This window comes from Alistipes indistinctus YIT 12060, from assembly GCF_025144995.1.
In the GTDB taxonomy this organism is placed as follows: Bacteria; Bacteroidota; Bacteroidia; order Bacteroidales; family Rikenellaceae; genus Alistipes_A; species Alistipes_A indistinctus.
On record NZ_CP102250.1, the window covers coordinates 1,139,316 to 1,154,846 of the forward strand.

The following is a 15,531-nucleotide window of genomic DNA, read 5'->3' on the forward strand; positions in this document are numbered from 1 at the left end:
CGCCCGGACACGCTTCATTTGCATATCCGCAGCGCATTCGCTACCTTTGGTCGGCTTTCCCGCAGTGGGTGCGCCCTTCCAACCCCATCTCCCTATGAAAAAGACATGCACCGTGACGCTGGTTCCGCTCGGACGGACCTTACAAGTAGCCCGGGGGGCGCTGCTCAGCGATGCGATACACGATCTGGGCATCGAATTCCCCTGCGGCGGCAAGGGAATTTGCGGCAACTGCAAAGTGAAGCTGCTCGCAGGCGAAATCGCACTGAGCCCGCAGCACCGCACAGTCCTCGAACGGAAAGGACTGTTGCCGGGATGGAGACTGGCCTGCCTGAGCCGGGTCGAAGAGGACCTCACCATCGAAGTGGCGCAGTTCGACAACATCGTGCTGGCCGACGAGACGCCGTTCCGGTTCACGCCGCGCGAAGGCCGGGGAATCGCCGTAGACCTTGGCTCGACGACGATCGTATCGCAACTGCTCGACCTCTCGACCGGACGCGTACAGGCCGTCCAGACCGATATCAATCCGCAGGCCCGCCATGGGGCCGACATCATGTCACGTATCAGCTATGCGATACAGTCGGAAGAGCACGCCGCACGCCTCACCGCCCTGGTCCGCGAAACGGTCGGACGACATGTCCTGACCCTGACAGCACAGGCCCCGGGCCCTATCGACCGCATCCGCATCGTCGGCAACAGTGTGATGCACCACCTGTTTTGCAGACTCGACGTCGGTCCGCTGGCCGCTTACCCATTCGAGTCGCCGGATAACGGCATGCGGCATTTCTCCGCGGCTGAACTGGGCTGGCTGGAGGTTTCCGGAACCAAGCCTCCGGTCCGTTCTTCTCAAACGCAACACTCCGATCGAAATGCTCTTTCCGCCGCAGAACCGGACAACGCGAATCACCTTTCTGTCGCCGACAAGCTGGCCGGCACCGACATCGCCTTCCTGCCCAATATCGGCAGTTTCGTCGGCAGCGACATCCTGGCGGGAATTTACGCTGCAGGCATGTTTTCCAGCGGAAGCCCCCGGGTACTGATCGACCTGGGGACGAACGGCGAAATCGCGGTAGGCAGCCGCAACGGGATCCTCTGCGCCTCAACGGCGGCAGGGCCGGCTTTCGAGGGCAGCAACATTTCGTGCGGCATGCGCGCCGCAACCGGAGCGATATCTTCGGTAACACGCCTGGGTGCAGAAACCCGGGTGCACGTAATCGGGAATGTGGAAGCTGCGGGTATCTGCGGCAGTGGGCTGATCGACGCGATCCGCACAGGCGTACAGGAAGGAAAAATCAGCCGCGACGGCACGATCGCAACACCCTCGATGGAACTGCCGTTGACAGGCAAGGTCAAACTGGTCCAGAAAGACATCCGGGAATTTCAACTGGCAAAAGCGGCCATCGCCACCGGAGTGGAGCTGCTGCTCCGGGAGCAGGGAATATCCCGCTGCGATGTGGAAAGGGTATTTATCGCAGGAGGATTCGGCAACTACATCGACCTGCCCAACGCCATCGGCCTGGGACTGCTGGAGTTCGACGGGGAGAAAATCGTAAAGCTGAGCAACAGCGCCCTGATCGGTGCCAAGATGTTCCTTTTTGAAGACGATGCATTCATCGACAACCTGCTACCGGCCACGAGCCACCTTTCGCTCGAATCGAACCCGGCATTTTTGGATGTATTCTGCGAGAAGATGTCGTTTTAGCCGCCGTTATTCCAGATCAATTCCGGCCGGGCTCCTTGTCCCCATGGGTAAAAGCCGAAGGACATTGGATAAAAAGGTTACTTGCCGAATTATTCCGAAGGGGAACCCGCAGTCATTCTTCCTCACCGACCTCTTCAATAACCGCAAGGCTCTCCTGCAATCGACGAATATTCTTATCGAACACCCTTTTGTACAACCAGTAGCAGGCAACAGTCGTCGCCACAACGACGCCAAACAAAACGCCCCATATAAAATCCGGCGCTTTCATCTCTATAGACATGACTACCGACAAAATCACGAACAACGGGCCGATAATCGCAGCCGTAAATATCTTTTCCCGCGTAATCTGTACCGTGTAGCGGTTTACCCGAAGGATATTCTCTTTCACGACCTTGGTAAAATCGATTTTCATCAACCCGTACAGTTTATAGCCGGTCCAAAGTACAAGCAGTCCGTCAACAACGATCGCCACACGGATAAACAGATCCCACATCGCAAAATGCCCGCCGAAGCGATGATAGACATATATGCTGTAGGGGATGATCAATATAGTCACCACAAAACCGAATGTTTCCCAGTTAATCAGCCGGCTGACCGACTTTTCCCCTTTCGTTCGCACCAGTTCACGAATAACCGACTCCTGCAACATTTCGGTTCTCTCCAGGCGGTCGTTCAAAGCCGCCCAGCGCTCTTTCATCTCTTCCAGTTCCATACTCTAATCCGTTTTATGCGTTCACCATCTGCCGAAGCTTGATTTTGGCCCGTTTCAGTTTCGTCGCGACATTACACAGGGTCAATCCGGTAATATCCGCTATCTGCTGGTAACTGTTCTCCTCCAAATAGAGCAACACGACCGTCCGCTCCAACGGTCCGAGCCGGCGAATCAATGCGTACATTTCGCGCAGCTCCTCTTCCATCTGCTCCGGTTCGGCCAAAGCCTCCGCAAGATTGGAAACGAGCGGTACGCTCTGCGGCCGCCGGATGCTCCTGCGTACGCCGGTAAGACAGGTATTGAGGGTCACCCGGTACACCCAGGTGGAGAGCGAACACTCCTGCCTGAATTTCGGGAAACCGGCCCACAAGCGGCAAACCGACTCCTGATACAGATCGGCGAGCGGCCACTCCAGCGACGTGTAACAGACGCAAACTTTGTAAATCGTCCGTTCATACCGGCGAATCATCGCAATAAAGGCTTCCTCCAATTCATGCTTACCCATCGTGCCTGTTTTAATTATTAGACGCCCACTCCGCCGAAAAATGGCATTTGCCGCCGTTTTTATACACCTTCAGGTTCGTTTTTATTTTTGACCGGGGCATCGCCCGGATACAAAACGCTCCGCGACAAGTCTCATACAAAAAACAAGCGGACAATCCGGTTATTCCCGTCCGTCCGCTTATGATTCCAATCGCCCTGCGGCAATCTTAAAAAGCCTCTCTTTACGCCTATATCTTTTGTCTTTTCTATTTCCCTCCGCCCCCACAAGGCCCAGACTATCCATCCGGTCATCCGGAAACAGTCTCCATCCCCACAACCGAAATCCGGCACAAACAGCGATGCGAATCCAAGGCATGTGAAATGCACCCGGACGCTACCCCATCACCGAGACATTGAAAAACTCGACGATGCCGACCACGTGTCCCTGTTCATCCGTCACGACGATCGAATGTATCTTGTGGTTGCGCATCATCTCCTCGGCCACGACGATCCGTTCGGTCGGCAGGATCGTTTTCGGCGTGCGGGTCATCACCTCCTGCGCTTCGATATTGAAAAAGTTCTCCTTGTATTTGGCCATCGCCCGGCGCACATCCCCGTCGGTAATCACACCGATCAGTTTGCCCTCCTCGACGACCGCCGCGATTCCCAGCCGCGCATCGCTGATGGCGATAATCACATTGCCCAACGTCATCTCCTTCGGCACGCAAGGCAGGTTGTCCTTGCGCATCACGTCCTGCACCTTCGTCAACAGGCGCCGCCCGAGGCTGCCGCCCGGATGGAACACGGCGTAATCCTCCGCTTTGAAGTTGCGTTCGTTGATCAGCGCGATGGCCAGCGCATCTCCCATCACCAGCGTCGTCGTAGTCGACGACGTGGGCGCCAGATCCAACGGACACGCCTCATGCGCCACGGCGATATTGAGGTGATAATGCGCATGCTTGGCCAATGTCGACTCGGGATTCCCGGTCATTGCGATCACGACGTTCTTGTTGTATTGCAGGAAGGGGATCAACTTCAGGATTTCGTCGGTCTGTCCCGAATTGGCAATCGCCAAAACGATATCCTGCGGTTCGATCATCCCCAGATCGCCGTGGTACGCCTCACCCGGATGAAGGAAAAACGACGGGGTACCTGTGCTGGCCAGCGTCGCAGCTATTTTTTTGCCGATCAGACCCGATTTACCCATGCCGGTGACGATCACCTTGCCTTTACAGGCAATGATCGCTTTCACGGCTTTTTCAAAATCGTCGGTCAGCAGTTCGGTCAGGTGTTTGACGGCCGCAGCCTCGGTATTGATCGTATCGATAGCACTCTGTCGGATCGGATTCATCTCGTTATCGGTTTATTTTTTGTAACGTCCCGGCCTCGCCTGCGATCCGTTAAAAAAGGATCGGACCGGAAAATCCCGGCTGCATCAGGCCCAGACTAAATATTACTGCTCAAAAATTACAGCCCAAAGGTACGAATTTAATTATTAAAAAGTGCCTCGCAGGCCATAACCGCGCGTGGCGCAGAAAACCTGACTGTAAATGTGGAAACCGGGACGCGAAGTCTCGATCTTGCGGTCGAGTTGCAGGATCGGGTGTCCCGGCTTGACGCGCAGGTGTTCCTGCAGACGCTTATCCGCCCGGATCGCATACAACTGCTGCGTCCCGCCCGTCACGACGATCTGGTATTTCGTGCGCAGAAAGTCGAACAGCGAGGTATTCTCCAGGTTATACGAAGTAAACCGCGGCAGGTTGATATTCGGCAGCATCGTAATATCGAGGAACACAGGCTCGCCGTTAAGCAGCCGAAGCCGTTCGAAATAGATGCATCCGACCTCCTGTTCATACGGGGTGACCGGAAACGAAAACGCCTCGGTCCAGGAACGCACTTCCGGCCGGAGGATGATATGCGTGAGGAAATCCTCGCGCCCGACGGCCGATGTGGTACCCGTCAGCGAAAGAATACCGATTCCTTTGGGCACACCTTTCACGATACTTCCTTTTCCCTGGTGTTTCAGGATAAACCCGTCGGCCACCAGTTGATCGAGCGCACGACGCACGGTTGGCCGGGCGACCCGGTGCACAATGCTCAGTTCATGTTCGGAGGGCAACAAATCGCCCGCAGAATAGACTCCCTCGGCGATATGGCGCCGGAGGGTTTCGTAAACTTGTTTATATCGGGGCAGCTCTACCATGGCATTTTGAAGGTCTGATTCAGACGCCTGAAAGTCAGGCGCAAAAAGTTTAGTCGAAGCCAAATATAGGCAAAGATATCGGGCCTGACAAATTTTTGTCGGGAAAATTTGTATATACATGTTCACAACTTGTAAACCTTCAGGATACACACAATCACCTATATATCAACGTTTAGAAAAATCAATAAAAATCACTTGTATATATAAGTTATTGTTGTAACTTTGCAAAAACCGGATTTTGCGGAGAACTAACTAAATCATACATAACTTAAAACTCATATGGCAACAGTAGTCATCATGCCTAAACAGGGACAGTCCGTCGAGAGCTGTATCCTGACCGAAATGAAAAAGAAAAAGGGCGACACAGTCGCCGTGGGCGACATCCTTTTCTCCTACGAGACAGATAAGGCTTCGTTCGAAGAGGAGGCCCAGGTGGCCGGCACCGTATTGGACGTTTTTTTCGACGACGGCGACGAAATTCCGGTGCTGACCAACGTAATGGTAATCGGCAACGAGGGTGAAAGCACCGCAGAGTTCCGTCCGGGCGGAGAAGCCGCTGCTCCCGCAGCCGAAACCCCGGTTGCCGCCGCTGCTGCTCCCGCAGCAACACCCGCTATCGCAGCCGCAACTGCCGTCAAGCCCGCTACCACCGAAGGCACTTCACCCGTATCGCCGCGCGCCCGCGCACTGGCGGAAAAAGAGGCGGTCAACGCCGCCGCGCTGCAAGGTTCCGGCCCTCACGGCCGCGTCATCGAACGCGACGTACAGGCCGCCATCGCCGCCACGCCCAAACTCACCCCGTTGGCGAAAGCCATCGCGAAGGAGACCGGTGCGGCCGCACCCGAAGCGGGCAGCGGATTGGCCGGCATGGTCAAAGGCGCCGATATGGGGGCCCTCAAGAACAGCGTTTACGCGACCGACAGCGAGATCAAGCCGCTGACCAACATGCGCAAGCTGATCGCCAAAGCGATGCACGCATCGTTGCAAAATTCGGCCCAGCTGACGCACCACCTCAGCGCGGACGCCCGCCGCATCCTGGAACTGCGGAAGAAAGTCAAGAAAGCCGTCGACAACGGCTACCCGACCAACATCACCCTCAACGACATGGTCTGCATGGCGGTAATCAAAGCGCTTAAAAAATTCCCGCAGGTCAACTCGCATTTCCTCGGTGACAGCACGCGCGTTTTTTCGAAAGTCCACCTCGGCCTGGCCGTCGATACCGACCGCGGCCTGATGGTGCCGACGGTGAAAAATGCCGACGACCTTTCGATCCAGGGCCTCGCCAACCAACTCAAAGAGGTTGCCAACGCCTGCAAGAAGGGCTCGATCGATCCCGACCTGCTCTCTTCCGAAGCAGCATCGTTCACCGTATCGAACCTCGGCAACTACGGCGTCGAGATCTTTACCCCCGTGATCAACCTGCCGCAGGTGGCGATCCTCGGTGTGAATACGATCGTACCCCGCCCGAAAGATATCGGCGGCGGCGTATACGCCTTCGTGCCGCACATCGGCCTGAGCCTCACCTACGACCACCGCGCACTGGACGGCGGCGAGGCGACCCGCTTCGTCAAAGAGGTAGCCAACGAAATCGAAGCGCTCGACTTCGAACTTTAATTAAATGCACGGCGGAGCGGAAGTTCTTACGACACCGCCCCGCACACCATTAACAGACTTAAATCGACAAAAATGATAGATTTGGCAATTATCGGCGGCGGCCCGGGCGGATACGTGGCTGCGGAACGTGCCGGAGCGAAAGGGTTGAACGTCGTGCTGTTCGAGAAGCGCGAGTTGGGCGGTGTCTGCCTCAACGAGGGGTGTATTCCGACCAAAACGCTGCTTTACAGCGCGAAGATATACGACTATGCGAAGCACGGCGACAAATACGGCGTATTCGCAGCGGATGCGACCTACGACTACGGCAAGATCGTGGACCGCAAGAACAAAGTGGTCCGCAAACTGGTCGGCGGCGTGGGCGCCAAGATGAAAGCGCACAACGTCAAAGTCGTCAAAGGTGAAGCGAAAATCAAAGGCCGCTCTGAAAACGGGATCGAAATCGAGTGCAACGGCGAGACCTACTACGCAGTCAACCTGTTGCTCTGCACCGGTTCGGAGGCTTTCGTACCGCCGATCCCGGGTCTGAAGGAGGCCGGCGACATCATCCTGACGAACCGTGAAATCCTGGCGATGAAAGAACAGCCCAAATCGCTGGTGATTATCGGAGGAGGCGTGATCGGGATGGAGTTCGCGAGCTTCTTCAACAGCCTCGGCACCGAAGTGACGGTCGTAGAGATGTTGCCCGAAATCCTCGGCGGCCTCGACGGCGAAATCAGCGCGATGCTGCGCGATATCTATGCGAAAAAAGGCATCAAGTTCAACCTGTCGTGCCGTGTGACCGAAATCAAAGGCAACGAGGTGATCTATGTCGATCCGCAGGGCAATACCGCATCGGCCAAAGGAGACAAGATACTGGTCAGCGTCGGCCGCCGAGCGGTAACCGCCGGATTGGGCCTCGAAACGTTAGGCGTGGAGCTGAACCGCGGCGCGGTAAAAGTAGACAACAAGATGCGCACGAACATACCGAACGTCTTTGCCGCAGGCGACGTGACGGGCTTTTCGATGCTCGCACATACGGCCAGCCGCGAAGGCGAGGTGGTCGTGAACAACCTGACCGGACGTCCGGACGTCATGCGTTACAACGCTATCCCGGGCGTGGTTTACACGAATCCCGAAGTGGCAGGTGTCGGCCTGACCGAAGAGTCGGCCAAAAAGGAAGGTATCGCATACCGCATCCAGAAGCTCCCCATGGCCTATGCCGGACGCTTCGTCGCTGAAAACGAAGGAGGCACGGGCATCTGCAAAGTGCTCGTCGGCGAGCAGTACGGCGAAGTGCTCGGCGTGCATATGCTCGGCAACCCGTGCAGCGAAATCATCTACGGCGCCTGCATGGCCATCGAGCAGGAGATGACGCTCAAGGAGATGGAAGAGGTGGTTTTCCCGCACCCGACCGTGTCGGAAATTTTCAAGGAGACCGTCTTCGCCTTCGGAGAATAACACAAATCGGGGGAGCGAGCCGGCCCGGCGCATCTGAACCGCTATAAAAACGGGGAAAAGAGCAGCTTCTCATACAACCAGCAAAAAACCTAAAAACAAATAACAGTTATGCCTAAGTCACAATACATCGATCCTAAAGAGATGCGGAAAGCCGGTGAGATCACCTTCTCGCCGATCCCCGTCAACCAGTACAAAAAAACCGCGAAGGAGGAGCTCAAAAGCAAGCACTTCACCAAAGACGACCTGAAGCGTATCTACCGCGACATGGTGGTGATCCGCGAATTCGAAACGATGCTGCAACTGGTGAAGACCACCGGCGGCTACAACGGCGTCGAATACAACAACCCTGGCCCCGCCCACCTCTCGGCCGGCCAGGAAGCCGCTGCTGTCGGGATGGCCTACATGCTCGACATCAACGACTTTATCTTCGGTTCCCACCGCAGCCACGGCGAAATTCTCGCCAAAGGCCTGCGTGCCATCGAACTGCTCGACGACAAGTCGCTCGAAAAGATCATGAACGAATTCTGGGACGGCGCCACCGTGAACGTTGCCAAAAAGGCATACAAAGGCGGCTCGGTCAAGGAACTCGGTATCCGCTTCCTGCTGTACGGCGCACTGGCCGAAATTTTTGCCCGTACGACCGGATTCAACAAAGGACTGGGCGGCAGCATGCACACCTTCTTCACGCCGTTCGGCATCTACCCGAACAACGCCATCGTAGGCGGCAGCGGCAGTATCGCCGTCGGCGCGGCCCTCTATAAAAAAGTAAACCGCAAACCCGGTATCGTCGTGGCCAACATCGGCGACGCTTCGATGGCACGCGGTCCGGTCTGGGAAGGCATGACCTTCGCCGCCATGGACCAATTCAAACAGCTCTGGGAAGGCGACATGAAAGGCGGCCTGCCGGTGATCATCAACATCATGGACAACCAGTACGGCATGGGCGGACAGACCCGCGGAGAGACGATGGGCTTCGATTTCGCAGCCCGCATCGGCGCCGGCGTGAACCCCGAGCAGATGCATGCCGAACGCGTGGACGGCTTCAATCCGCTGGCCGTGATCGACGCTTACCGCCGCAAGAAAGCGATCCTCGAAAAAGAGAAGGCCGGCCCCGTGCTGCTCGACGTGTTGACCTACCGTTACAGCGGCCACTCGCCCTCGGACGCATCGTCGTACCGCACCAAAGAGGAGGTCGAAGCATGGGAGGCACAGGATTGCATCGTATCGTACGGCAAGGAACTGATCGACGCAGGTGTTGCCACACAGGCCGACTTGGACGCAGTCACCAAGGAGATCAAGGAGATCATGTTCGACACTTTCAAGCTCTCGATCGACGACGAGCTCTCGCCGCGCATGGACCTGCACAAAGAGCCGGAACTGCTCGGCACGATGATGTTCTCGAATCAGAGCATCGACTCTCTGTCGGACGCCAAACCCGACGTAAACCATCCGATGAGCGAAAACCCGCGCGTGCAGCAGATCGCCAAAAAGGAGCGCTTCGCATTCGACAAGGACGGCAAGCCGTTCTCGAAAATGAAACAGTTCCAACTGCGCGACGGTATCTTCGAAGCGATCATCGACCGTTTCTACAAAGACGCTTCGCTGGTGGCCTACGGGGAGGAAAACCGTGACTGGGGCGGAGCATTCGCCGTGTACCGCGGCCTGACCGAGGCACTACCCTACCACCGCCTGTTCAATGCACCGATCGCCGAGGCGGCCATCATCGGCACCGCAATCGGATACGCAATGTGCGGCGGACGCGTGATCCCCGAAATCATGTATTGCGACTTCCTCGGCTGCTGCGGCGACGAGGTATTCAACCAACTGCCCAAATGGCAGGCGATGAGCGGCAACATCCTCAAGATGCCCGTGGTCGTACGCGTGTCGGTCGGTTCGAAATACGGTGCGCAGCACTCGCAGGACTGGACTTCTCTGGCGGCACATATCCCTGGCCTGAAGGTCGTGTTCCCCGTTACGCCCTATGACGCGAAGGGGCTGATGAATGCCGCCCTGCAAGGCACCGACCCGGTGATCTTCTTCGAGAGCCAGCGCATTTACGACGTGGGCGAACAGTTCCACGAAGGCGGCGTACCGGAAGGATATTATGAAATTCCGTTGGGCGAACCCGACGTGAAACGCGAAGGCAAGGACATCACGATCCTCACGATCGGTGCGACGTTGTACCGGGCGCTCGACGCAGCGAAAGTGCTGGAAGAAAAATACGGCATGAGCGCCGAAGTGATCGATGCCCGCTCGCTGGTTCCGTTCAACTACGAGAAAGTGCTCGAGTCGGTTAAGAAAACCGGACGCATCATCATCGCAGGCGACGCCACCAGCCGCGGATCGTTCCTCAACGACCTGGCCCGCAACGTCACCGAATTGGCCTTCGACGAATTGGATGCGCCTCCCGTGGTGCTCGGTTCACGCGACTGGATCACGCCGGCCTACGAGCTCGAATACGCTTTCTTCCCGCAGGTGGACAGCTTCATCGATGCCATTCATGAGAAGATCGTTCCGCTCAAGGGACACGTGCCGACCCGCAACTACACCGATGCGGAGCAAATCCGCCGCGCTAAAGCGGGCATTTAACCGGACTCGTCCGATTAGTAACCAAGCAATGAACCATGTGCGAATTCTGTCAATCCAATTCCAAGCATAAGGTACAGGAGGTGAGCGTCAACGCCCACCTCCACACACCTTACTCCTTCAGCGCTTTCGACACACTGACCGACGCCCTCAACCGGGCTGTGGCGGAAAACGTCAAGGTAGTCGGCATCAACGACTTTTACACGACCGCAGGCTACGGGGAGTGGGACCGGGAGTGCCGCAAGCGTAAACTCTATCCGCTGTTCAACATCGAATTCATCAGCCTGCACAAGGCCGACCAAGAAGCCGGCGTACGGGTCAACGACCCGAACAACCCGGGCCGCACCTACCTCAGCGGCAAAGGACTGGCTTGCCCGCCCGTACTGCCCGAGCCGTATGCCTCGCAACTGGCACGCGTGTGCGCCGAGACGCATGAGCAGGTGAAACAAATGTGCGCGAAGCTCAACGAACTGCTCGCCGAGCAGCAGACGGGCATCGTCCTCGATTTCGAATGGATCGAGAAGAACCTGACGGGCGGTTCTATCCGCGAAAGGCACTTGGCCAAAGCGCTGCGCATGAAGGCCTATGAAACGTTCGGCGAAGAGAACCAGGAGACGCTGACGGCTTTTTTCACGAAACTCTTCGGCGGCAAGCCGCTCAAATCGAAACTGTCCAACGTGGCGGGCGTCGAGAATGAAATCCGCGGCAACCTGCTCAAATCGGGAGGAGCGGCTTTCGTGGCCGAAACCCCGGCGGCATTCCTGCCGATGGAGGACGTGCGCAAAATCATCCTCGCGGCAGGCGGTATTCCGACCTACCCCTTCCTGGCCGATGACGCCAACGGCAATTTCACGCAGTTCGAGGCAGATGTGCGGACGACCGCTGCCGAACTCAAAAAACGCGGTATCTTCTCGGTCGAATTCATCACCACGCGCAACAGCATCGAGGTGTTGGAACGCTATGCCGGTTACCTGCACGACAGCGGCTTCGTCGTCACGTTCGGCAGCGAACACAACACCCCGGCGATGGAACCGATCGAGCTCTTCGCGCGCGGCGGCGTACCGCTGACCCCGCGCCTGCGGCAGATAGGCTACGAAGGAGCCTGTGTCGTGGCCGCACACCAGGATATCGTCCAGAGCGGTATGCAGGGCTATGTAGACAGCCGCGGCGTGGCCGACATAGACAAGCGTGACGAATACGTCGCTTACGGAGACAAAGTAATCAAAGCGGTGATCGGCTGATCCGTAGCGCCCGCACTGTGAAGGGAAAAGAAAAATAACGAGGTCCCCTTCTACCTTACCAGTGCATCGCCTCCGGGATTCCATCACCAGACTAAATGCAAAACCATGAACGAGATAAAACAGTTAATCCGCATATCGCAGTTCTACGGCTCCGACAGCCGCTATGTGATCGCCGGCGGAGGCAATACCTCTTACAAAAATGCTGACAAGCTGTGGGTGAAAGCCAGCGGGCACGCGCTCGCGACGATCACCGAAGAGGGGTTTGCGGTACTCGACCGCAACAAACTGAACGTCATTTCTCAAAAGCAATATCCCGCGGATACGGCCGCGCGCGAAGAAGAGGTCAAAAACGACCTGGCCGCCGCCTGCATCACGAAGGATCGCCGCCCGAGCGTCGAAACGTCGCTGCACAATGCGCTGAGCGCAAGTTTCATCGTCCACCTGCACCCGACGCTCGTCAACGGGCTGATGTGTGCGCAAGATGTGGAACAGGTGACCAAGAAACTCTTCGGCGACGAAGCGCTCTATATTCCCTATATCGATCCGGGCTACATCCTTTTCAAAGAGGTGGAACGCCGCATCCGGGAATATACCCAAGCGCACGGCCACGAACCTGCGATCATCCTGCTCCAGAACCACGGTATCTTCGTCGGGGCCGAATCGACCGAGAAGATACAGGCTATTTACGACGAAGTGCTCGGCAAGATCGAAAAAGCGCTGACCAAGACCGCACCGGTGGGCGAGGCCGATATTTGCGCCTGCACGCAGGAGATCATCCCGGCCATCCGCATGATGGCAAGCAGTAAAGAGGGACTCAAAACGCTCAAGGTCATTAATAACGAGTTGATCTCCTATTTCATCGAGTCGAAAGAACGCTTCGCAAAGATTTCGAAACCCTTCTCGCCCGACATCATCGTCTATTGCAAATCGAACTACATCTATATCGACAGCGAAGGCACCGAGGCTATTCTCGAAACGGCCCGAAAGGAGATCGAAGCCTATAAGGCAAAATACGGTTACGCCCCGAAAGTGATTCTGATCAAAGGAATCGGGCTGGTGGCCGTAGGCGACAACGCCGCAGGCTGTAACATCATCGCCGAGGTTTACCAGGACATGATGAAGATCGCCTACCTGGCCCAGTCGTTCGGCGGCGAGCATCCGATGACCCAGACCCAGATCGATTTTATCGACAACTGGGAGGTGGAAAACTACCGCCGCAAAGTGAGCGCGGGGGCAACCGCAGGGCGCGTCGAGAACAAGACGATCATCGTCACCGGGGCCGCACAGGGTTTCGGCGAGGGGATCGCACGCTGCCTGATCCAGCAGGGGGCCAACATCGTGGTGGCCGACCTGAACGAGGCGGTCGGCGCCAAAACCGCCGAGAACCTCAACGCGCTGGCCAAAAGCAACCGGGCGATCTTCGTCAAGACGAACGTAGCCGACACGGCGAGCCTGCGCGAGCTGATCCACAAAACGGTCTGCGCATTCGGCGGACTCGACGTATTCATCAGCAATGCAGGGGTACTGCGCGCCGGAGGCCTCGAGGAGATGACGCCCGAAAACTTCGAGTTCGTCACCAAGATCAATTACAACGCCTATTTCTACTGCGCCCAGGCCGCGTCACGGGTGATGAAACTGCAGAACAAATACTGCGAAGAAAATTACTGCGACATCATCCAGATCAACTCGAAGTCGGGCCTGCGGGGGTCGAAAGCCAACTTCGCCTATGCGGGCGGCAAATTCGGCGGTATCGGCCTCACGCAATCGTTCGCCCTCGAGCTGGCGCCGTTCCGTATCAAAGTGAACGCCGTCTGCCCCGGTAACTTCTACGAAGGGCCGCTGTGGAGCAATCCCGAGAACGGGCTTTTCCTGCAATACCTGCATGCCGGCAAGGTGCCGGGAGCAAAGACCGTCGAGGACGTGCGCGCCTTCTACATGGCGCAGGTACCGATGCGCAAAGGCACCGGCCCCGAAGATGTGACCAAAGCGGTCCTCTACCTGATCGACCAGACGTGTGAAACGGGACAGGCGCTCCCGGTGACGGGCGGCCAGGTGATGTTGAGCTAACCTGCGCGGAATCAGCATAAAACAATGTCCCGCAGGAAGTTCGATATTTTTAGGCGAGTTTTTTGCGGGACAAATTTTATAATGCGTATATTTGCAGCCGAAAGCGGCAAGTATCGTTAAAACGAGCGATCATGAAAACGAAAGCAGTCAGACTATATGGCAAGAACGACCTCCGGCTGGAGGAGTTCGAGCTGCCGCAAATCAAAGAGGATGAGATCCTCGCGAAAGTAGTGTGCGACAGTATTTGCATGTCCTCCTACAAAGCCTCCCACGAGGCGGACATCCACAAACGCGTTCCGCGCGACATCGCCCAAAATCCGGTCATCATCGGCCACGAGTTCGCCGGTGAGATCGTCGAAGTGGGCGCCAAGTGGAAAGAGAAATTCACTCCCGGAGCTAAATTTTCGATCCAACCCGCACTCAATTACGAAAAAGGGCCGGTCGGCGTATTGAGCGCCCCGGGCTATTCGTACCGTTATATCGGCGGCGACGCCACCTACGTGGTAATCCCCAACGAAGTGATGGAACAAGGTTGCCTGCTCAACTATACGGGCAAAGGCTTTTACCCCGGTGCGCTCTCCGAACCGCTCTCGTGCGTAATCGGGGCGATGCACGCCAATTACCACATCACGCCCGGCTCGTACGTGCACCAGATGGAGATCGCCGAAGGCGGTTGCATGGCCATTCTGGCCGGCGTGGGACCGATGGGCCTCGCCGCGATCAACTACGCGATCCATCGCAAAGACCGCAAGCCGAGGCTGATCGTCGTGACCGATATCGACCAGAGCCGTCTCGACCGCGCCGCATCGCTCTATTCGCCCGAAGAGGCCGCCAAGAACGGTATCGAGCTGAAATACGTGAACACCGGCGCAATGGCCGACCCGACCGCCGAACTGAAAGCGCTCACGGGCGGCAAAGGTTATAACGACGTGTTCGTCTTCGCCCCGGTGGTGCCGGTAGTGGAACAGGCAGACGCGATCCTGGCGTTCGACGGATGCCTGAACTTCTTCGCAGGCCCGGCCAAGACCGACTTCAAGGCCCCGTTCAACTTCTACAACGTGCACTATGCCTACACGCACGTCGTGGGTACGAGCGGCGGCAATACGGCCGATATGATCGAAGCGCTCGAAATGATGAGCGCAGGGCTCGACCCGGCCGGGCTGGTAACGCACGTCGGAGGCCTGAACGCCGTGATCGACACGACGTTGAACCTGCCCAATATTCCGGGCGGGAAGAAATTGATATATACCCACATCGAAATGCCGCTGACACCGATCGTGAATTTCGGGAAGTTGGGTGAAAAGAACCCTGTGTACGCAGAGTTGGATAAAATCTGCGCACGCCACAAGGGTCTGTGGAACACGGAAGCCGAGGAGTACCTCCTCGCACATGCCGCCCAGCTGGCTTAAACCGGCTGCGGCAACCCCAGTGCATCGACAGACCTGACACGAAGGCTTGGAACGGGCCGGGCAACCGGCCCCGTTTCCGG

General features: G+C 57.0%; 11 protein-coding genes. 7 read left to right on the forward strand and 4 right to left on the reverse strand.

Features of this window, described 5'->3' with window-relative positions; all coding sequences use genetic code 11:
- Nucleotides 1-94: 94 nt before the first annotated feature.
- Nucleotides 95-1,699, forward strand: a complete 1,605-nt coding sequence (locus NQ495_RS04905) for an ASKHA domain-containing protein (protein ID WP_009134067.1) — start codon at nt 95-97, stop codon at nt 1,697-1,699.
- Between the two features lie 112 nt (nt 1,700-1,811).
- Here the strand turns inward: NQ495_RS04905 and NQ495_RS04910 are convergent, their stop codons facing one another.
- The 4 genes from NQ495_RS04910 to NQ495_RS04925 all read right to left on the reverse strand — a co-directional run bounded on the left by NQ495_RS04910 (nt 1,812) and on the right by NQ495_RS04925 (nt 5,097).
- Nucleotides 1,812-2,411 (reverse strand): hypothetical protein, encoded by a 600-nt coding sequence (locus NQ495_RS04910; RefSeq protein ID WP_009134066.1) that lies wholly within the window; start codon nt 2,409-2,411, stop codon nt 1,812-1,814.
- A gap of 13 nt (nt 2,412-2,424) precedes the next feature.
- Entirely contained in the window at nt 2,425-2,916 is a 492-nt protein-coding gene (locus NQ495_RS04915) for a sigma-70 family RNA polymerase sigma factor (protein WP_009134065.1), read from the reverse strand.
- Nucleotides 2,917-3,288: 372 nt separating this feature from the next.
- Nucleotides 3,289-4,245, reverse strand: coding sequence for a KpsF/GutQ family sugar-phosphate isomerase (locus tag NQ495_RS04920; RefSeq protein ID WP_009134064.1), 957 nt, complete (start codon nt 4,243-4,245; stop codon nt 3,289-3,291).
- A 144-nt stretch (nt 4,246-4,389) separates the two neighbouring features.
- Entirely contained in the window at nt 4,390-5,097 is a 708-nt protein-coding gene (locus tag NQ495_RS04925) for a GntR family transcriptional regulator (RefSeq protein ID WP_009134063.1), read from the reverse strand.
- Nucleotides 5,098-5,376: 279 nt separating this feature from the next.
- On the opposite strand from NQ495_RS04925, the gene NQ495_RS04930 reads away from it, so the two are divergent.
- From NQ495_RS04930 to NQ495_RS04955, 6 genes are all read left to right on the forward strand, one after another.
- Complete coding sequence (locus NQ495_RS04930) at nt 5,377-6,711, forward strand: dihydrolipoamide acetyltransferase family protein (protein WP_009134062.1); 1,335 nt, start codon at nt 5,377-5,379, stop codon at nt 6,709-6,711.
- Nucleotides 6,712-6,783: 72 nt separating this feature from the next.
- Nucleotides 6,784-8,148, forward strand: a complete 1,365-nt coding sequence (gene lpdA / locus NQ495_RS04935) for a dihydrolipoyl dehydrogenase (RefSeq protein ID WP_009134061.1) — start codon at nt 6,784-6,786, stop codon at nt 8,146-8,148.
- A gap of 108 nt (nt 8,149-8,256) precedes the next feature.
- Entirely contained in the window at nt 8,257-10,737 is a 2,481-nt protein-coding gene (locus tag NQ495_RS04940; RefSeq protein ID WP_009134060.1) for an alpha-ketoacid dehydrogenase subunit alpha/beta, read from the forward strand.
- Between the two features lie 35 nt (nt 10,738-10,772).
- Entirely contained in the window at nt 10,773-11,975 is a 1,203-nt protein-coding gene (locus NQ495_RS04945; RefSeq protein ID WP_009134059.1) for a PHP domain-containing protein, read from the forward strand.
- 105 nt (nt 11,976-12,080) lie between these two features.
- Nucleotides 12,081-14,042, forward strand: a complete 1,962-nt coding sequence (locus tag NQ495_RS04950) for an SDR family NAD(P)-dependent oxidoreductase (RefSeq protein WP_009134058.1) — start codon at nt 12,081-12,083, stop codon at nt 14,040-14,042.
- Nucleotides 14,043-14,173: 131 nt separating this feature from the next.
- A complete protein-coding gene (locus tag NQ495_RS04955; protein WP_009134057.1) occupies nt 14,174-15,451 on the forward strand; it encodes a zinc-binding dehydrogenase in 1,278 nt (425 codons plus the stop codon).
- Nucleotides 15,452-15,531: the final 80 nt, after the last annotated feature.

Bases quoted from the DNA above. Each gene is read 5' to 3' on its own strand.
- NQ495_RS04905 (WP_009134067.1), top strand. From the start codon at position 95: ATGAAAAAGACATGCACCGTGACGCTGGTTCCGCTCGGACGGACCTTA.
- NQ495_RS04910 (WP_009134066.1), bottom strand. From the start codon at position 2,411: ATGGAACTGGAAGAGATGAAAGAGCGCTGGGCGGCTTTGAACGACCGC.
- NQ495_RS04915 (WP_009134065.1), bottom strand. From the start codon at position 2,916: ATGGGTAAGCATGAATTGGAGGAAGCCTTTATTGCGATGATTCGCCGG.
- NQ495_RS04920 (WP_009134064.1), bottom strand. From the start codon at position 4,245: ATGAATCCGATCCGACAGAGTGCTATCGATACGATCAATACCGAGGCT.
- NQ495_RS04925 (WP_009134063.1), bottom strand. From the start codon at position 5,097: ATGGTAGAGCTGCCCCGATATAAACAAGTTTACGAAACCCTCCGGCGC.
- NQ495_RS04930 (WP_009134062.1), top strand. From the start codon at position 5,377: ATGGCAACAGTAGTCATCATGCCTAAACAGGGACAGTCCGTCGAGAGC.
- lpdA (WP_009134061.1), top strand. From the start codon at position 6,784: ATGATAGATTTGGCAATTATCGGCGGCGGCCCGGGCGGATACGTGGCT.
- NQ495_RS04940 (WP_009134060.1), top strand. From the start codon at position 8,257: ATGCCTAAGTCACAATACATCGATCCTAAAGAGATGCGGAAAGCCGGT.
- NQ495_RS04945 (WP_009134059.1), top strand. From the start codon at position 10,773: ATGTGCGAATTCTGTCAATCCAATTCCAAGCATAAGGTACAGGAGGTG.
- NQ495_RS04950 (WP_009134058.1), top strand. From the start codon at position 12,081: ATGAACGAGATAAAACAGTTAATCCGCATATCGCAGTTCTACGGCTCC.
- NQ495_RS04955 (WP_009134057.1), top strand. From the start codon at position 14,174: ATGAAAACGAAAGCAGTCAGACTATATGGCAAGAACGACCTCCGGCTG.